Genomic DNA, 18,583 nt, shown 5'->3' with positions numbered 1-18,583 from the left:
CGTCACTTTGCCTTCACGCGGCGCACGTGCTCTTCGAGCTCGGAAAACGACGGCCGCTCGGTCGAGAACAGCACCTTGCGGCCGAACTCGACCGCAATCGCCGGCGCATAGCCGTTCAGCGTCGCGAGGATCGTCACCTTGATGCACTGGAACATCTTGGTCGACTCGGCGACGCGCTGCTCCGCGAGGCTCGCGAGCGGCCCGATCAGCCCGTACGACAACAGGATCCCGAGGAACGTGCCGACCAGCGCCTGCGCGATCATCGCGCCGAGCACCGCGGGCGGCTTGTCGGCGGACGCCATCGTGTGCACGACGCCCATCACGGCCGCGACGATGCCGAACGCCGGCATCGCGTCGCCGACGCGCATCAGCGCGTGCGCGGGGCCTTCGCCTTCCGCGTGGTGCGTCTCGATCTCCTCGTCCATCAGGCTCTCGATCTCGAACGCGTTCATGTTGCCGCCCACCATCAGGCGCAGGTAGTCGGTCAGGAATTCGACGATGTGGTGATCGGCGAGGATCTTCGGGTATTGCGTGAAGATCGGGCTCTTTTCCGGATCGTCGATGTCGGCCTCGAGCGTCAGCGTGCCTTCCTTGCGCGCCTTCGCGAGCAGCACGTACAGGAGCGCCATCAGCTCCATATAGACGTCCTTCGTGTATTTCGAGCCCTTGAAGAGCGTCGGCAGCACGCGCAGCGTGGCCTTGATGGTCTTGCCGCCGTTGCCGAGGATGAATGCGCCGACGCCGGCGCCCACGATCATCAGGATCTCGACGGGCTGGATCAATGCGCCCAGATGCCCGCCTGCCAGCGCATAACCGCCGAAGACGGACAACAGCGTCACGAGTGTTCCCACGATAATCAGCACTGCCTGTCCCTCATGAAAGACCGGCGGGAAGATCGCCGTTAAACAGGTTTACGGCAGTCGGCAGGAAAACTTTCGTGGCCGCCCGGCGGCGGCCCGACGGTGTTTACCAGCAAGCGGCAGACGATTCGCGCGGCCCGCGGCAGCCGCTCGCGGCCCGCCCGGCCCTGCCCGGCCCGGCGCTCAGGCCGCGGCGCCGGCCAGTTCGGCGCGCGCGGCGGCGGCCTTGCGGGTCTTGCCCGCACGTGACGGCGGCTGGCACAGGCCGCAGACGAAACCTTGATGCGGATCATGCGCATGCGCGACGAAGTGGCCGCCGCAGCGCGTGCACGGGGTCATCTGCAGCATCCCCGAATCGAAGAAGCGCACGAGCGTCCACGCGCGCGTGAGGCTCAGCGCGGCTTCGTCGCCGGACAGGTTCACGTGCTCCTGATAGAGCCGGTACGCCTTCACGATCGACTGGATCGGCTCGCAGCGGCCGTGGTCCTGCATGAACCGGTAGATGTTGTAGAACAGCGACGAGTGGATGTTCGGCTGCCACGTCATGAACCAGTCGGTCGAGAACGGCAGCATCCCCTTCGGCGGCGACACGCCCTTCAGTTCCTTGTACAGCTTGATCAGACGGTCCCGCGACAGGCTCGTCTCCGCCTCCAGCAACTGCAGCCGGGCGCCCAGTTCGATCAGTTCGATGGCGAGGGTGATTTCCTTCACCTCGATCACGACGCTTTTGCTTGCCATGGTGAAAACCGTCCGCTTGACGTGGTTCGGATGGATGGCCAATACGCTGCCGGCCGGCGCGGCACGCCGGGACAAACGCAAGGCGGGATGGATCAGCGGACGCCTTCGACCTGTTGCCCGGCCATCAGGATGGCCGAGTGGGCGTGCGCGACGACATCGCTACGGCCCTTGTCGGCGAGCGACGACAGCAGCGCGTGATCGTCAAAGCGGAAGCGGCACAGCATCTGGTTCGACGCGGCGAGCTTCACGGTCTGGGCGAGCGTGAGGTTCGCGAGCAGGTCGGCCAGTTCCTGGGAAATTCCCATGCGGAACATACCCATCGCCTTGTCTTCCCGCAGCAGGCGCTGCGCGAGGAGGAGGTACGACAGGTTGACCTCTTTGATCTCACTGAGCATTTCGCTGGTAGCGCTCATGATTCCCCCGTTAAAGAGCTTTGCTTTGGCCATTCGTGTTATGACAACGTTTGCTCGATCAGGGCGCGCTTGGCGCTCAGTCGGCACGTTTATAGTCTTACAGGGCGAATTTTGGCCAAACGGCATTTATGTCGGTATCAGCGAAGTGGCGTATGCCATGCAGGATTTGTCTGTAAACCGTGTAGGAATTTTTCCGACAAGGCGAATTGAAAGGGAGCGATCGGGAAAACGGGTGACAGCGCGGATTCGGCTGGGATGAGCCCGGTAGCGGCCTTGATACGGCGAAAAAGGCGGCCGGCAAGGCTGCCGGCATTCGGGTCGGTAAAAATTATAGTGGTTTTTCACGATGGCGCAACAATAGTTGCGTCTATCTCGATTTATGTCTCCGCACCCTTTTTCTCGGGGTTTTCGCGTATTTCATCGTGTAACAAGCCTTAAGTGTTTGAAAAAACACTCGAACCCCTCAGGGCGATATCGATAATGGACTCCAATGGGCGGCGGCGCGAGCCGTGCCGGCCCGCCCCGCAGCTCGCCGTCCGGCGCCCCGCGCACCCCGCCCAGGGCCCGGCCACGTACCGCCACCAGCATGCGTCGGCGAGTTCCGCAACCTTGTACCTGATCCTTATCGGCGCCAAAGCGGCCCCGCGGATCGACACAGGAGATCACCCATGCGAATTGCCCAGATCGCGCCGCTTTACGAAGCCGTCCCGCCGAAACTCTACGGCGGTACCGAGCGTGTCGTGTCCTACCTCACTGAAGCGCTCGTCGAACTCGGGCACGATGTGACGCTGTTCGCCAGCGGCGACTCCGTCACGTCGGCTCGCCTCGAGGCGGCCTGGCCGCGCGCACTGCGGCTCGACCCGTCGATCCGCGATTCGATGGCGCCCCACATGCGGCTCCTCGAGCAGGTCGCCCGCGTCGCGCACGAATTCGACGTGCTGCACTTCCACCTCGACTACCTGCCGTTCCCGCTGATGTCGCGCCTCGACACGCCTTACGTGACGACGCTGCACGGCCGCCTCGACCTGCCGGAGCTGCAGCCCGTGTTCGACGCGTTCCCGGACGCGCCGGTCGTGTCGATCTCGAACAACCAGCGCAAGCCGCTGCCGCAAGCCGCGTGGGCCGGCACCGTGTACCACGGGCTGCCCGACACGCTGCTCACGCCGCAGCCGGGCGTGAAGCCCGAATACCTCGCGTTCCTCGGCCGGATCTGTCCCGAGAAGCGCGTCGACACGGCGATCCGGATCGCCGCGCAAAGCGGGCTGCCGCTGAAGATCGCCGCGAAGGTCGACAAGGCCGACGCCGACTACTTCAAGGAAGTGATCGAGCCGCTGCTCGGCCAGGCGCACGTCGAATTCATCGGCGAGATCAACGAAGCGCAGAAGCCCGCGTTCCTGTCCGGCGCGAAGGCGCTGCTGTTCCCGATCGACTGGCCGGAGCCGTTCGGCCTCGTGATGATCGAGGCGATGGCGTGCGGCACGCCGGTCGTCGCGTTCAACCGCGGCTCGGTGCCGGAAGTGATCGAGGACGGCGTGACCGGCTTCATCGTCGAGGACGTGCAGGGCGCGGTCGGCGCGCTGCACCGGATCGACAGCCTGTCGCGCACCGCGATCCGCGAACGCTTCGATACGCGTTTCAGCTCGAAGGCGATGGCGCAGCGTTATGTCGAAACCTACGAATCGCTTTGCGCGACGACCCGGCAACCGGTATTGCGCCGGGTCGCGGGCGCCTGACGCGGAAATCCGCGCCGAAATATTCGGTAAAATCCGCGCCGAAATCGGCGCGCAAACCGCAAAGCAAAAGAGCCGCATCGACGATGCGGCTCTTTCTATTTGGCTTTCAGTCATTCGATCAGGAAACGATCGCGGTTTTTCCCGACGATCCAATTCGGCGGTTTGCCGCGCCCGCTCCAGGTCGCGCCGGACTTCGGATCGCGGTATTTCGGGGGCAGCGGCGCCTTCTTCGGCGGGCGGCCGCGCCGCGCTCGCTCCGCGAAGCCCAAATCCTGGGCCGTCAGGCCGTATTCGGCAATCATTCGCTGGACGTCGGCAATCACCGCCGCCACTTCCTGGCGACGCACGTCGTCCGCCTGGGCCTGCAGATCGGCGATCTGCGCCTTGAGTTTCGCGTATTGAGACATTTTTCGACTCCCCTTTTCGATGATGCGGCCCCGGCGAATCCGGCCGGGACACAAACATCCGTTACGTCATCCGCACTGCCGCCCTGCCCTTCGAAATAAATGCTGTCATCTTTAACCGATTCGGCTATATCGAGAATGCGGACTTATTCTAATAAAAGGCATTCGTCAGCCATTCAAATTTAACAATCGTTGACCCTCCCGAACCCGATTCATTTCCTATAATCCAGACCAATTCCTGGCGACGGAATAAATCCGTTGCGTCGTCCGGTCGTTTTCAACGCACTTGTACAAGGTCCTTACATGAAGCTTTCCCAGCGTCTCGCTGCAGAGGTATTCGGCACGTTCTGGCTGGTGCTCGGCGGGTGCGGAAGCGCCGTGCTGGCCGCCGCCTTTCCGGGCCTCGGCATCGGCTTTGCCGGTGTCGCACTCGCCTTTGGCCTGACCGTGCTGACGATGGCATTCGCGATCGGCCACATTTCGGGTTGCCACCTGAATCCGGCGGTGAGCGTCGGCCTGACGGTCGCCGGCCGTTTTCCGGCACGCGATCTCGCGCCGTACATCGTCGCGCAGGTTGTCGGCGCAACGCTCGGCGCGTTCGTGCTGTACCTGATCGCTACCGGCAAGCCGGGCTTCGACGTCGTCGGCAGCGGCTTTGCGACGAACGGCTTCGGCGAGCGCTCGCCCGGCCACTACTCGCTGGCCGCGGCGTTCATCTGCGAAGTCGTGATGACGGGCTTCTTCCTGTTCGTGATCCTCGGCGCGACCGACAAGCGCGCGCCGGCCGGCTTCGCGCCGATCGCGATCGGCCTGTGCCTGACGCTGATTCACCTGATCTCGATTCCGGTCACCAACACGTCGGTGAACCCGGCGCGCTCGACCGGCCCGGCGCTGTTCGTCGGCGGCGACGCGATCGGCCAGCTCTGGCTGTTCTGGGTCGCACCGATCATCGGCGCGGTATTGGCCGGGATCATCTACCCGCTGGTCGCGGGGCGTGACGGCGCCGTCGACCTGCTGCCGGCATCGGCTCGCACAAGCGAATAAAACACTACGGGGTCGCGCGAGCAGAACAGCGAGCCTCACGCTGTCGAAGAACACCGAGGCAGGTAATTTCGACGGGCGCCATTGGCGCCCGTTTTTCATTGCCGCCCGGAAAGCGCGCTCGGGCGGGGCGCTCAGGAAGCGGCGACGTTGCCCTCGAGCGAGAACAGCGTGCGCAGGTGGCGGGCGACGCCCGCGTCGAAGTTGTTGCCGATCCGCGGGATGTGCGGCAGCCGTGCGACCAGGTCGGGGTTCGCGTTGTTCATCATGAACGCGTGACCGGCGGTTTCGAGCAGGTCGATGTCGTTCATGTTGTCGCCGAACGCGATGCAGTGACCGGTATCGACGCCCAGCCGGGCGAGCACCGTGCGCAGCGCGCGGCCCTTCGACACGTTCGCGGTCATCACTTCGAGACAGTCGGGCAGCGAGTACGTGACGTACAGCGCATCGCCGAACCGCACCCGCATCTGCTCGGCGACGACCGCCAGATCGGCCGGCTCGCCGATATACAGCACCTTCGCGATATCCGCGCCGTCGTGCGCGGGCATGTCGATCACGTCGTACCGGAAGCCCGAATCCTGGTGGAATTCGAGCAGGTGCGGCGCATCGCGGTCGATCAGCCAGCCCTGGTCGGTAAACAGGTTGACGATCACGCGGCCGTGCGCGCCGACGACGTCCGGCTGCACGAGGCCGCGGACGATCGCGGGATCGATGTCCTGCGCGTGGATCGTCGTGTCGTCCGGTGCATGCACGCGTGCCCCGTTCGACGTGATCAGGTACGGCCGGATGCCGAGCACGTCGCGAATGCCCGCGACATCCGCGTAATGGCGCCCCGTGGCGATCACGAACTGCAGGCCGTCGCGCTCGAGCCGGCGGACGGTGTCGATCGTGTACGGGTCGAGCTGGTGGTCGCTGTTCAGCAGGGTACCGTCGAGATCGGTGGCGATGACTTTGTACATGGGACGGAAGAATGGCGCTCAGGGCTCTGCGGAACGGCCATTCTAACGTCGTGCCCGGCTGCGCGCCGGACGGTTCCCGGTCAAGCGCCGCCTTCGGTGCTGCTGCGGCGCGCCTTCATCCCGCTTCAGACACGTTCAGCCACGTTCACGCACCTTCCGCCGCCCGCAGCGCCTGCAGCGCGAGCCGCAACGCGCCGTGCGCGGAATCGTCGAGCGGCGCGCGCAGCCGCGCGGCGTGACGCGCCGGCACGGCCGGCGCCAGCGCGTCGGCGAGCCCGCCGCATAGTGCGACCGGCAGCGCCCGCTGCGGATCGAGCGCATCGATCATCTTGCCGATCTCTTCGCCGGCCTGCGCGATCAGCGCGCCCGCGACCGGGTGCGAGCGGTGCGCGAACACGACCGGCGCGAGCCGCGCGTAGATCGTCTGGTTTGCATCGCACGACCACTGGACGAGCGCGTCGCGATTCTGCGCGCCCGTTTCCGCGAGCAGCGCGTCTGCGAACGCATCGCGCGGCACGCGGCCGTCGAGCGCCTGTTGCGCATACGCGAGCGCACGCACGCCGAGCCACGCGCCGCTTGCCTCGTCGCCGGACGGAAAGCCGAAACCGCCCGCGATCCGGCACGCGCCGCCCGCATCGAGCGCCGCCGCGATACTGCCCGTGCCGAGCGCGACGATGAGCCCCGGCGCGCCGCCGTGCGCGCCGACGACCGTCGTATACGCGTCGCTCTCGATCGCGAGCGCGCCGAGCGGCGCCCGCGCGCGGAATGCGGCGAGCCACGCCGCATTGTTGACACCCGCGAGCCCGCAGCCGAGCGCGCATTGCGACCACTCGAACGCGAAACCGGCCTGCGTGAACGCGTCCGCGCAGGCCGCGCCGATCGACGCCCACGCGCGCTCGATGCCGAGACCGAGCCCCGACGGGCCGCCGCGCCCCTGCGCGAGCTCCCGCCCGTGCCGGTCGGCCAGCACCGCACGCGTGCCCGTGCCGCCGCCGTCGATGCCGATCGCAAAAAGTAATGCCGCCATGCCTTCATCCCGCTGATTCGAACAGGCGCCAAGCTTAACCGGATCGGCGCCGCGCGCCCATCTGCCGTTCGGCCGGCTATCCCGCGAAAAGGGCTTCCGCTATGCTGGCGCGATCGAATCGACACTGAAAACGAGGCAGACGATGTCGCAGCGGTGCAACTGGGTGAAGACGGAAGCGGACGCTCACTATCACGATACCGAGTGGGGCGTGCCGTCGCACGACGATCGCCACCTGTTCGAAATGCTGATCCTGGAAGGCGCGCAGGCCGGGCTGTCGTGGTCGACGATCCTGAACAAGCGCGCCGGCTATCGCGAAGCGTTCGCCGATTTCGACGTCGACGCCGTCGCGCGCTTCACGCCGAAGCGCATCGAGAAACTGCTGGAGAACCCCGGCATCGTGCGCAACCGCGCGAAGGTCGAATCGGCGGTGACCAACGCGCGTGCCGTGCAGCGCATCCGCGACGAGCACGGGTCGCTCGCCGCGTTCCTGTGGTCGTTCGTCGGCAACACGCCGGTTCAGAACGCATGGGAGTCGTATCGCGACGCGCCCGCGTCCACCGAGCAGTCCGACGCGCTCAGCAAGGCACTGAAGGCGTACGGCTGCAAGTTCGTCGGCTCGACGATCTGCTATGCGCTGATGCAGGCGACCGGCATGGTCAACGATCACGAGGTCGGCTGCCCGTGCCACGCGCAATGTGCGGCGCTCGGCGGCAAGCAGCCGGCACGCCGGCGCAAGGCCGGCTGACGGGCACCAGCCATCGCCCGGAGCCTGCAACGGCTCCGCCCCGCCCGCTCACCGCGCCGCGCCGCGCGTGGCGACGCAGGCACGACCGACCGCCCCCCGCTACCGTCCCCGCCGCCACGGCATCAGGCCTTTCCCGGCCCCAAAAGCAAAACGGCGGAGCGGCCTCTTTCGAGGCACACTCCGCCGTTTCGCGGCGAACCGTAGCGGCGAGCCGTAAGACGCTCTTAGTGGAGCTTCTTCGGCAGCATCTGGCTGCGCAGGCGCTTGTGCAGGCGCTTGACGGCTGCTGCCTTCTTGCGCTTGCGGACTGCGGTCGGCTTTTCGTAAGACTGGCGCTCGCGCAGCTCAGCGATCAGGCCATTTTTTTCGATAGCGCGACGAAAGCGGCGAATCGCCACTTCGAACGGCTCGTTTTCTTTCAGAAGAATCGTCGTCATGTCGTTCCTAAATTGCTTAAACGGTCAAAAACGTAGCGGCCAAGCGCCACGCACCGGCCAACCGAGCGTCCCCACAACAGGCGAAACGAGCGGAAATACGGCCTCGGAGGCCGGAAAAGAGAGGCGGAAAGCACCGCGAGTACGCTTCACAACCGCGTGCAGCGCCGCGTTTGACTGCCAGCAGACATGCCGAAAACGGCAAAGGCGTGACAGAAATCTCAATTCAGCCCGCCATCATAGCAGGGAATCACAGACAAAACCATCCTTTTGTCGATTCCGTATGCACAGCCTTGCAACTCCGTCGACGGGCCGGCCTCTGCTCCCGTTAGTCGAGCGTCTGGCCGGGCCCGTCCGAAATGACAAAGAAGGATAAAAAATCGGGCCGAATCTCAACTCGGCCCTCAAGTTTTGTTTTGGTACGCCGAAATCCTGCTCTGAGGCGGCCAGCAATGAACGAGTGCTTCCGCCGACGCCAAAAACGGCTTCCCAGGGCTTTCGGCTTAAACAGGAGATTTTTCCATGCTCGGAATCAATAGCAACATCAACTCGCTGGTTGCTCAGCAGAACCTCAACGGCTCGCAAAACGCACTGTCGCAAGCCATCACGCGTCTGTCGTCGGGCAAGCGCATCAACAGCGCAGCGGACGATGCAGCCGGCCTCGCGATTTCGACGCGGATGCAAACGCAGATCAACGGCCTGAACCAGGGCGTGTCGAACGCGAACGACGGCGTGTCGATGATTCAAACGGCATCGAGCGCACTGTCGTCGCTGACGAACAGCCTGCAACGTATCCGCACGCTGGCCGTCCAGGCGTCGACGGGCACGATGTCCACGACCGACCAGGCAGCACTGCAACAGGAAGTCGCGCAGCAGATCCAGGAAGTGAACCGTATCGCGTCGCAAACGACGTACAACGGCACGAACATCCTGAACGGCAACGCGGGCATCGTGTCGTTCCAGGTTGGCGCGAACGTCGGCCAGACGATCTCGCTGGACCTGAGCCAAAGCATGTCGGCCGCGAAGATCGGCGGCGGCCTGGTGCAGACGGGTCAGACGGTCGGCACGGTGACGGGCCTGAGCCTCGACACCGCCGGCAAGTACACGTCGTCGGGCGCAGCGATTACCGCGATCAACGTGATGTCGGACGGTCAAGGTGGCTACACGTTCACCGACCAGAACGGCGGTGCCATCGCGCAAACCGTTGCCCAGTCTGTGTTCGGCGCAAGCGCAACGACCGGCACGGGCACGGCAGTCGGCGCTCTGTCGATCCAAACGAGCGCAACCAGCTCGAGCATGTCGGCAGCGTCGCTCACCGCGATCACGAACGCCGTTGCGCAGATCAACGCCGTCAACAAGCCGGCAACCGTGTCGGGCCTCGACATCAGCACGGTCAGCGGTGCAAACGTCGCGATGGTATCGATCGACAACGCGCTGCAAACGGTGAACAACGTTCAGGCACAACTGGGCGCGGCACAAAACCGCTTCACGGCAATCGCCACGTCGCAGCAGGCAGAATCGACCGACCTGTCGTCGGCACAGTCGCAAATCACCGACGCGAACTTCGCGCAGGAAACCGCGAACATGTCGAAGAACCAGGTGCTGCAGCAAGCAGGCATCTCGGTGCTCGCACAGGCGAACTCGCTGCCGCAGCAGGTCCTGAAGCTCCTGCAGTAATCGCGTAGCAACCGACGGCCGGGCCCCGCGTAACGCGCGGCCTGGCCGCAAGCGCTTGGCATGCGGGGCTTTGCCCCGCAGCCAGGTCTTCACCCAGCATTTCACGGATCATCCGCCGCACGGAGCAATACGATGTCGACGATCAATTCCGCCACCAACGCGGCCAACAGCCAGTTGCAGCAAGCCGCGCAATCGATCATCAGCGGTTCGACCGGCAACTCGTCGATGGACGTCAACTCGCTCGTGACGGCGCTCGTCAATGCCAAGACCGCCGGTCAGGCCGCCGCGCTCAGCGCGCAGCAGAGCAGCGACAACACCCAGATTTCCGCGTATGGCGCCCTTTCGGCGGCGCTGAGCGCACTGCAGGCCGGCCTCGCGACGCTGTCGAACGGCTCGCTGCAGAACACCTTCACCGCGACCGCGAGCGGCACCGGCCTCACCGCGACCGCGGGCGTGGGCGCCGTCGCCGGCAGCTATTCGGTCGGCGTCACGCAGATCGCGACGTCGCAGTCGCTGTCGTCGGCCGCGTTCGGTTCGTCCACGGCGCTCGGCACCGGCACGATGACGCTGTCGCTCGGCAGCCAGTCGTTCACGGTCAACGTGAACGGCACGAACAACACGCTGTCCGGCATCGCCGCCGCGATCAACAACACGACCGGCAACCCGGGCATCGTCGCATCGGTCGTCAACGGCAGCGACGGCGCGCACCTCGTGCTCAGCTCGACGCCGACCGGCGCGGCGAACACGATCAGCGTCGCGCTCAGCAACGTGTCCGGCGACAACGGCCTGTCCAGCCTCGGCGTCACGTCGACGGCCAGCACGACGGGCGGCCAGTCGACCTTTACGTCCGCGAACGGCAGCGCCGCGTGGAAGCAAAGCACGGCCGCGCAGGACGCCGCGTTCACGATCAACGGCATCGCCGGAACGAGCGCGAGCAACACCGTGAAGAGCGCGATCACCGGCGTCACGCTGAACCTGACCACGGCCGCCGTCAACGCGAGCCAGACTCAGACGCTGACGGTCGCCACCGACACGAAAACCCAGGCCGCCGCGGTCAACAACTTCGTGACGCTCTACAACACGCTCGTCACGACGATGGGCTCGCTGTCGAGCTTCACGTCCGGCGCGTCTTCGCAAGGACCGCTGCTTGGCGACTCGACGCTGAACACGATCAAGAACTCGCTCGCGTCGATCGTCGCGAGCGGCGTGAACAACAACGGCTCGACGATCAACCTCGCGTCGATCGGCGTCACGCTGCAGGCGGACGGCACGCTGAAGACCGACAGCGCGACGCTCAACACCGCGCTGCAGACCAACCCGTCGGGCGTTGCGTCGCTGTTCAACTCGACGAACGGAATCGGCGAGCAGCTGACGACGAACATCACGAATTACACGAAGACGAACGGGCTGATCGCCGCGCGCACGACGGCGCTCAGCAACGACCTGAAGAGCGTCACGACGCAGCAGACGAACCTGTCGAATTACGCGGCACAGCTGACCAGCCAGTACCAGGGGCAGTTCACCGCGCTCAACAAGCTGATGGCGACGATGAACAGCAACTCGCAGTACCTGACGCAGCTGTTCGGCGGCGCGAACAGCGCCGGCGCGATGTCGAACAACAAGGGCTGACCGCCACCCGGACAGGAGAGCCACGATGGCACAGACCGAACTGATCGCGCAGCTCGACGCGCTCACCGACGCAATCGAACATGCGGCCGCGATGGCCGACTGGATCGAGGCGACACGCCTCGTCGACGCGCGCGAGCCGCTCGTCGCGTTGCTCGCGGCCGACCAGCCGCCGGCCGGCATCGCCGCGATCCGCCGCATGCAGTCGAGCAACGACCGCATCTTCGCCGACGCGCAACGTGCGCAGCAGGAATTGACCGACGAATACCAGGCGGCGATGGGCCGTGTGCAGGCCGTCGGCCAGTACCAGAGCGTCGCGAGCCGCTGACGCACCCCAAGCGCCGCGCCAAACCGCGCGCGCCAACCCGACAACAAGAACTACGCGCTGATGTGAGGGCGTGCTCGTTCGCCTCCGCCCGCCTCGCGCGGGCGTTTTTTTGCGCGCCGCCGGCTGCGCCGCCCGGTGCCGCGACCGCCCGTTCAATCACCCAAACTGACCAGGCTTTTACCGTCATCTCGCGGCATCGGCGCCGCGGCACGCTACCCATAATGGTATCGACCGACTTTCCGTAGATCCCATCATGCTCTCGTTCGAACTGTCCTCCTCCGCCACGCTTACGCCCGAACAGCAGCTTGCGCAGGACATCGCGCTCGTCCTGGACAACGCGCTCGAGCGCCAGCGCGCCAGTGCTTTCGACGACGCCCGGGCGCTGTACGAGGCCATCCTCGACGCAGTGCCCACGCACGGGGACGCGCACTACAACCTCGCGGTCCTGCTGGTCGATACGGGCCGCCCGGCCGACGCGATACCGCATTTCGAAGCCGCCATCGGCTCGAATCCGGCCAACGGCTACTACTGGGTCAGCTACATCCACGCACTGCATCGCAGCGGACAAACGGCCGCTGCATGGATCGCCGTCGAGATCGCGCAACAACGCGGCGTGCACGGCCCCGCACTGGACGGCCTGATCGCGCAGTTGGCATCGCCCGACATCGTGCTCACGACTGCAGCGGTCGCCGTCGCCACAAGCGGCATCGACGCGGCGATCGTCCTTGAAACCGCGGCCGGCCCGGCCGGGCGGAACGACGCCGGCAAGCCTGTCCGCCGCCCCAGCCAGACGCTGCTGCAAAAGCACGCGGCGCTGTTCGACAAGAACAAGCACGCGGAAGCCACCGCGCTTGCGCGGAAACTGGTCGCCGACTACCCGGAAGACGGCGCATGCTGGCGCGCGCTGTCCGCATCGCATCACCGGGAAGGTCGCTTCGCGGAGCTGATCGAGGCCGGCCTGCGCACGGTCGCCTTGCTGCCGAACGAAGTGCTCGTGCGCATCCTGCTCGCGGATACGTTGCGAGCGATGAACCGTCTCGCGGAAGCCGACGAACAGTGTCAGCGCCTGTTCGAGCTCCAGCCGGATCACCCTGAGGCGATGCGGGTCCGCGCTCTCGTGCTGTTCGCGATGCGCCGCACGGACGAAGCGATCGCGGCCTGCCGGCGCGCAGTCGACCTCGCACCCGGCGCGGCCGCCCCGATGAGCACGCTCGGCTTCGTGCTGCTCGAACTGGGCGCCACGCAGGAGGCGGTAGGCTGGCTGAAGCGCTCGATCGAAATCAACCCGACCGACAGCGTCACCCACAGCAGCATGCTGTTCTGTATCGCGCACAGCAGCGAATTCGATCCGCAGGCGCTCGTTGCGGAACACCGCAAGTTCGGCGAACGCTACGACAACCACAAACGCAAGCGCGCGGCCGTGTTCTCGAACCCGCGCGACCCGGCGCGCAAGCTGCAGGTCGGCTTCGTGTCGGGCGACCTGTTCAGCCACGCGGTTTCCTCCTACGCGGTGCCCGTGATCGAGCAGCTCGCGGCCGATCCCGGCATTGCGATGCACTTCTATCACAATCACTTCGAGGAAGATCACACATCCGAGCGCTTCAAGGCCCACGCCACGACCTGGCGCAACGTCGCCGGCATGAGCGACCAGGCCTTCCTCGAACGCGTGCGCAACGACCGCATCGACATCGTGATCGACCTGTCGGGCCATACCGGCCGCAACCGGCTCGTCGCGCTGGCGCAACGCGCGGCGCCGGTGCAGGCGTCCTGGATCGGCTATCCGGCCACGACCGGCCTCGGCAAGATGGACTACTACCTGACGGACCGCTTCGTCGCGCCGCACGGCGCATTCGACGACCAGTTCGTCGAGCAGATCGTGCGGCTGCCAGCGATCGCGCCGTTCATGCCGCCGCCGAACTGCCCGCCCGTCAACGTGCTGCCGGCGCTGCACAACGGCTATACGACCTATGCCAGCTTCAACCGCCTGAACAAGCTGAGCCAGCACGTGATCGAGGTCTGGGCGCGCGTGCTGCATGCGGACCCGACTGCGCGCATGGCGCTCGGCGCGGTCGGCAACGACCGCGACCAGGACGCGCTGACCGCATGGTTCGCCGCCGCGGGCATTGATGTCGGCCGCCTGACGTTCCACCGCCGTTCGAACATTCCGGTCTACATGCAGCAGCACCACGGCGTCGATCTCTGCCTCGACACGTTCCCGTACACCGGCTCGACGACCACGCTGAACGGGCTGTGGATGGGCGTGCCGACCGTGACGCTCCCCGGCGCGACGATGGCCGGGCGCGGCAGCGCGGGCTGGCTGCAGCACGTCGGGCTCGACGAATACATCGCGACGGACGAAGACGATTTCGTCGCGAAAGCGCTGGCGCTCGGCCGCGACACCGCCGCGCTGCAGACGCTGCGCGCAGGCCTGCGCGCGCGCTGCTTGCAATCCGCCGCGTTCCGGCCGGCCATCGTCGCGGCCGGGCTGTCGTCGGCGCTGCGCACGATGTGGACCCGCTGGTGCGCGGGCGAACCCGTCACCGCATTCGACACGCCGCTGTTCGACGACACGGCCACCGCACAGGCCGCGGCCGAGGCCTGAACGCCACGCGCTATCGAAAAAGAGAGACCGCCATGACCGCCAGCCTGCCCGCGTCGTCCGTCGCGCAACTGCCGCACGAACGCATCTATGTCACGCAGCCGCACCTGCCGCCGCTCGAAGAATTCCTGCCGTACCTCGAGAAGATCTGGGAAACCCGCACGCTGACCAACGGCGGCCCGTTCCATCAGCAGTTCGAGCGCGCGCTGTGCGAGTACCTCGGCGTGCCGTACCTGTCGCTGTTCGCGAACGGCACGCTCGCGCTCGTCACCGCGCTGCAGGCGCTGCGCATCACCGGCGAGGTGATCACGACGCCATACTCGTTCGTCGCGACCGCGCATTCACTGCTGTGGAACGGCATCAAGCCGGTATTCGTCGACGTCACGCCCGGCACGCTCAATCTCGACCCCGCGCGCATCGAAGCGGCGATCACGCCGCAGACCACCGCGATCATGCCCGTGCACTGCTACGGCAATCCGTGCGACGTCGACGCGATCCAGAAGATCGCCGACAACTACAACCTGCGCGTGATCTACGACGCGGCACATGCATTCGGCGTGCGAAACGCCGCCGGCAGCGTGCTCACCCACGGTGACCTGTCGGTGTTGAGCTTCCACGCGACGAAGGTGTTCAACACGTTCGAAGGCGGCGCGATCATCTGCCCCGACGCGAAGACGAAGCAACGCATCGATCACCTGAAGAACTTCGGTTTCGTCGACGAAGTCACGGTCGTCGCGCCCGGCATCAACGGCAAGATGAGCGAGATCAACGCCGCGTTCGGGATGCTCCAGCTGCAGCACATCGACGGCGCGCTCGCACGCCGCCGCGAGATCGACGCGCTGTACCGCGCGCTGCTGAGCGACGTGCGCGGCATCCGCTGCGTGCCGCTCGGCGGCCAGACCGTCGCGAACCACGCGTACTTCGCGATCCTCGTCGACGAAGACTATCCGCTCGACCGCGATGCGCTTTACCACAAGCTGCGCGAATACGACGTGTACGCGCGCCGCTACTTCCATCCACTGATTTCGGAATTCCCGATGTATCGCGGGCTGCCGTCCGCGAACCGCGACAACCTGCCTGTCGCGTCGGAAGCCGCGCACAAGGTGCTGTGCCTGCCTATCTACCCGGCGCTCACCGACGCGATGGTCCGCCGCATCGTCGAGCTGATCGCTTACTGAAGCGCGACGCTCACAGATAGCGCTCGCCGGCCGCGCGGTCGCGGATCCGGCGCGCCGGATTGCCGTACGCGACCGAGTACGGCGCGACGTCGCGCAGCACGACCGCACCCGCGCCGACGACGCTGTACTCGCCGACCGCGATCCGGTGCCGCAGCATCGCGCCGAGGCCGACCGCCGCGCCGTGGCCGATCCGGCAGTTGCCGCCCGTGACGACGCCCGGGGCGAGGCTCGAAAAACCCTCCATCACGCCGTCGTGATCGAGCGACGCATTCGTGTTGACGATGCACCCTTCCCCGATCGTGCAGCACGGATTGATCACCGCGCCGGCCATCACGACCGAGCCCGCGCCGATCGTTGACGCCTTGCCGATGCGCGCGGCCGGATGCACCGCCGACACGCATGGCAGGCCGGGCGCGATGGCCGCGAGACCGGCCGTCACGGTCTCGCGCGCGTGGTTGTCGCCGATGGCCACCAGCAGCCCGGTGATCCCGTGCGTGCCGATCAGCTGCCGCAGGTCGTGCTCGGCGCCCAGCACCGCATAGCCGAGCGTTTCCTCGCCGCGAGGCCGGAACGAGTCGATCAGCCCGGCGATCCGGTACCGGCCGGCCTGTTCGACGATGTCGATCACGACCTTGGCGTGACCAGATGAGCCGACGATGACGATGTTTTCCACGAGGGCCTCGATTGATCTGACAAGCAGGTAAGGCATGGCCGCGTTCCGCGCAGTATGCCGCGTCGTCGCGCCCATTCGGCACGCGCCATTTTACGTCAGCACGGTAGGCGCCATTTCGTCCGCCTTCGCGCAACGGGCTGCAAAATACGCGGCAAACGCCTCGCGCAAGCGCTCGGCCACCTGGATCCAGTTGTCGTCGCGTCCTCTCCGGAACAGCCTCACCGTGCCCGGATACCATGGCGAATCGTCGCGCTCGTGCATCCAGCGCCAGTCGACGTCCTGATTCGGCAGCAGCACCCAGCAAGGCTTGCCGATCGACGCGGCCAGATGCGCAATCGACGTGTCGACGCACGCCACGAGATCGAGCTGCGCAACGATCGCGGCCGTATCCGCGAAATCGTCGATCTCCGAACCGAGATGCAGCAACGGCAGCCCGCCCGGCGGATCGCGCGCCTCGTCCTCGCCCTGCCCCTTTTGCAAACTCACGAAATTCACGCCCGGCACGCTCCACAGCGGCGTCAGCAACGCCAGCGACGGCAGCGAGCGGTGCGCGTCGTTGTGATGCTTCGGGTTGCCTTTCCACACGAGCCCGACGCGCGGGCCGGCCGGCAGCGCATCTAGGCGCGCGCGCCAGCGCGCGACGCGCTCGGAATCGGGCGAGAGCTGCACCGGCGGCGGGATCGTATCGAGCGTCGTGCCCGCGTGCATCGGCGCGCTCAGCAGGCTCGTCCAGTAGTCGAACTCCTGCGCACGCGCCGTGGCCGTCTCGTGGTCGAGCACTTCGTCGACGCCGTCGACTGTCTCGATCAGCCGATGCAGCGCGGGCTGGCACGCACACACGACGCGCAACGCATGCCGCGCGCGAAATTCCGCGAAATAGCGGCTGAACTGCAGCATGTCGCCGAGGCCGTCCTCCTGCCAAACGAGCAGCGTTTTGCCGGCAAGCGGCTCGTCTTGCCACTGCGCGCACCGCAGCACCTCGCGCGTCCGGCAATGCACGAAAGTCGACTGCTCATAGCGCGATTCGTAGCGACGCCAGCCTTCCTCGAACCGGCCGAGGCCGAGCAGCAGCGTCGCCAGCCCGAAACGTGCATCGCCGTAATCGGCACGCAGTTCGAGTGCGCGGCGGTACGCGCGTTCGGCGTCGTCGTGGCGGCCGGCATGCGCGAACGTCGTGCCGAGGTTGTAGTGCGCTTCGGCCATCTGCGGCGCGAGCGCAAGCGCGTCGGCGAACGCGGCCGTCGCTTCGTCGTGGCGGCCCTGCGCGCGCAGGACGCAGCCGAGATTGTTGTGTGGCTGCGGCAGGCCGGGGTGGCAGCGGATCGCGTCGCGATAGGCCGCTTCCGCTTCGGGCAGGCGATCGAGATTCTGCAGCGCGACGCCGAGGTTGTAATGCGCCTCCGGGTGATCCGGGCAGAACGCGATAGCCTGCCGGCTGGCCGCTTCCGCTTCCGGCAGCCGCTGCATGTCGACGAGGATCGCGCCGAGATTCGCGTGCGCGAGCGCGTGGTTGGCGCGCACGGCAATCGCGAGCCGATAGGCGAGTTCCGCCTCGGCCGGCCGGCCGAGAACGCGCAGCACGTTGCCGAGATCGGTCAAGACGTCGGCGGACTGCGGCTCGATCAGCAGTGCCTGCCCGAACGCCTGTTCGGCTTCATCGAGCCGGCCGAGCGCTTCGAGCACCTTGCCGAACCGGTGATGGTGCAACGCCCGCAACGGCGTCACGGACGCGAGTTGCCGGCGGAGGATCGCCTCGGCGTCGGGCAGGCGGCCCTGCGACACGAGCAGCGCGCCAAGGCCGTCGTATGGCGGATCGAATGCCGGCATCGCATCGATCGCGCGCCACCACCAGGCCTCCGCGTCGGCCAGCCGGTTCAGGCCGAGCGCGCAGACGGCCGCGACGTGCAGCGCCGCAACGACCGGCACCGGTGCGTCGAGCAGCGGCGCGACGAGCGACAGCGCGTCGGCGAACCGTCCGTTCTGGCACAGGGTAGCGGCTTGTTGAACAGGCGCGGAATCGTCGGGGGCAGGCGTCGTCATGGAAAGCTGGGCAAGGCGGAGGTTCGTCACGTCCGGCCGGCACGGCGACGGTGCTGCATGCGCGGGCGCGCGATGCGCTCGGGTCGTCGTTTCGGTGCGGACAGCTTC

The 18,583-nt window shown here is 66.4% G+C and carries 17 protein-coding genes; 8 read left to right on the top strand and 9 right to left on the bottom strand.

All coding sequences use genetic code 11. The annotated features are described in order from the left end of the window. Positions 1-2: 2 nt before the first annotated feature. The 3 genes from motA to flhD form a co-directional block, all read right to left on the bottom strand. Positions 3-863 (bottom strand): flagellar motor stator protein MotA, encoded by an 861-nt coding sequence (gene motA, locus ABD05_RS06880; RefSeq protein ID WP_011350592.1) that lies wholly within the window; start codon positions 861-863, stop codon positions 3-5. A 180-nt stretch (positions 864-1,043) separates the two neighbouring features. Further along, a complete protein-coding gene (flhC, locus tag ABD05_RS06875) occupies positions 1,044-1,598 on the bottom strand; it encodes a flagellar transcriptional regulator FlhC (protein ID WP_047899511.1) in 555 nt (184 codons plus the stop codon). Between the two features lie 92 nt (positions 1,599-1,690). Continuing rightward, positions 1,691-2,011 (bottom strand): flagellar transcriptional regulator FlhD, encoded by a 321-nt coding sequence (gene flhD, locus ABD05_RS06870; RefSeq protein ID WP_039346834.1) that lies wholly within the window; start codon positions 2,009-2,011, stop codon positions 1,691-1,693. A 668-nt stretch (positions 2,012-2,679) separates the two neighbouring features. On the opposite strand from flhD, the gene ABD05_RS06865 reads away from it, so the two are divergent. Continuing rightward, positions 2,680-3,744: a glycosyltransferase family 4 protein gene (locus tag ABD05_RS06865; protein WP_047899510.1), complete on the top strand. Its 1,065-nt coding sequence runs from the start codon at positions 2,680-2,682 to the stop codon at positions 3,742-3,744. 110 nt (positions 3,745-3,854) lie between these two features. Here ABD05_RS06865 and ABD05_RS06860 read toward each other — a convergent pair whose 3' ends face one another. After that, positions 3,855-4,151, bottom strand: coding sequence for an H-NS histone family protein (locus ABD05_RS06860; RefSeq protein WP_006489320.1), 297 nt, complete (start codon positions 4,149-4,151; stop codon positions 3,855-3,857). A 300-nt stretch (positions 4,152-4,451) separates the two neighbouring features. On the opposite strand from ABD05_RS06860, the gene aqpZ reads away from it, so the two are divergent. After that, positions 4,452-5,192: an aquaporin Z gene (aqpZ, locus tag ABD05_RS06855; protein WP_047899509.1), complete on the top strand. Its 741-nt coding sequence runs from the start codon at positions 4,452-4,454 to the stop codon at positions 5,190-5,192. A gap of 131 nt (positions 5,193-5,323) precedes the next feature. On the opposite strand, the gene ABD05_RS06850 is transcribed toward aqpZ, so the two are convergent. Together ABD05_RS06850 and ABD05_RS06845 are read right to left on the bottom strand one after the other, a co-directional pair. Further along, on the bottom strand, positions 5,324-6,148 hold the full coding sequence (locus tag ABD05_RS06850) for a Cof-type HAD-IIB family hydrolase (protein ID WP_047899508.1): 825 nt from the start codon (positions 6,146-6,148) through the stop codon (positions 5,324-5,326). Between the two features lie 145 nt (positions 6,149-6,293). Then, positions 6,294-7,175, bottom strand: coding sequence for a glucosamine kinase nucleotide-binding domain-containing protein (locus ABD05_RS06845; protein WP_047899507.1), 882 nt, complete (start codon positions 7,173-7,175; stop codon positions 6,294-6,296). Between the two features lie 142 nt (positions 7,176-7,317). Here ABD05_RS06845 and ABD05_RS06840 point away from each other — a divergent pair, with 142 nt between their 5' ends. Further along, positions 7,318-7,920 (top strand): DNA-3-methyladenine glycosylase I, encoded by a 603-nt coding sequence (locus ABD05_RS06840; protein WP_047899506.1) that lies wholly within the window; start codon positions 7,318-7,320, stop codon positions 7,918-7,920. A gap of 224 nt (positions 7,921-8,144) precedes the next feature. On the opposite strand, the gene rpsU is transcribed toward ABD05_RS06840, so the two are convergent. Then, positions 8,145-8,357, bottom strand: a complete 213-nt coding sequence (gene rpsU, locus ABD05_RS06835) for a 30S ribosomal protein S21 (protein WP_006401410.1) — start codon at positions 8,355-8,357, stop codon at positions 8,145-8,147. A 519-nt stretch (positions 8,358-8,876) separates the two neighbouring features. Between rpsU and ABD05_RS06830 the strand changes: the two genes are divergently transcribed. From ABD05_RS06830 to ABD05_RS06810, 5 genes are all read left to right on the top strand, one after another. Next, a complete protein-coding gene (locus tag ABD05_RS06830; protein ID WP_047899505.1) occupies positions 8,877-10,031 on the top strand; it encodes a flagellin in 1,155 nt (384 codons plus the stop codon). Between the two features lie 132 nt (positions 10,032-10,163). Then, positions 10,164-11,660 carry a flagellar filament capping protein FliD gene (fliD, locus tag ABD05_RS06825; RefSeq protein ID WP_047899504.1) on the top strand — a complete coding sequence of 499 codons (1,497 nt, stop codon included), beginning with the start codon at positions 10,164-10,166 and terminating at the stop codon, positions 11,658-11,660. Positions 11,661-11,685: 25 nt separating this feature from the next. Beyond that, positions 11,686-11,985 (top strand): flagellar protein FliT, encoded by a 300-nt coding sequence (gene fliT / locus ABD05_RS06820; protein WP_047899503.1) that lies wholly within the window; start codon positions 11,686-11,688, stop codon positions 11,983-11,985. Positions 11,986-12,238: 253 nt separating this feature from the next. Further along, the gene (locus ABD05_RS06815; RefSeq protein ID WP_047899502.1) at positions 12,239-14,587 is read left to right on the top strand and encodes a tetratricopeptide repeat protein; all 2,349 of its coding nucleotides are present in this window, start codon (positions 12,239-12,241) and stop codon (positions 14,585-14,587) included. Positions 14,588-14,619: 32 nt separating this feature from the next. Further along, positions 14,620-15,762 carry a DegT/DnrJ/EryC1/StrS family aminotransferase gene (locus tag ABD05_RS06810; protein WP_047899501.1) on the top strand — a complete coding sequence of 381 codons (1,143 nt, stop codon included), beginning with the start codon at positions 14,620-14,622 and terminating at the stop codon, positions 15,760-15,762. Positions 15,763-15,772: 10 nt separating this feature from the next. Here ABD05_RS06810 and ABD05_RS06805 read toward each other — a convergent pair whose 3' ends face one another. Beyond that, positions 15,773-16,435 carry an acetyltransferase gene (locus ABD05_RS06805; RefSeq protein ID WP_047899500.1) on the bottom strand — a complete coding sequence of 221 codons (663 nt, stop codon included), beginning with the start codon at positions 16,433-16,435 and terminating at the stop codon, positions 15,773-15,775. Positions 16,436-16,525: 90 nt separating this feature from the next. After that, entirely contained in the window at positions 16,526-18,475 is a 1,950-nt protein-coding gene (locus ABD05_RS06800) for a tetratricopeptide repeat protein (protein WP_047899499.1), read from the bottom strand. Positions 18,476-18,583 lie beyond the last annotated feature (108 nt).

The organism is Burkholderia pyrrocinia (assembly GCF_001028665.1).
In the GTDB taxonomy this organism is placed as follows: domain Bacteria; phylum Pseudomonadota; class Gammaproteobacteria; order Burkholderiales; family Burkholderiaceae; genus Burkholderia; species Burkholderia pyrrocinia.
The sequence above is the reverse complement of the archived record's forward strand: the minus strand, read 5'-3'. Positions and strand labels throughout refer to the sequence as shown.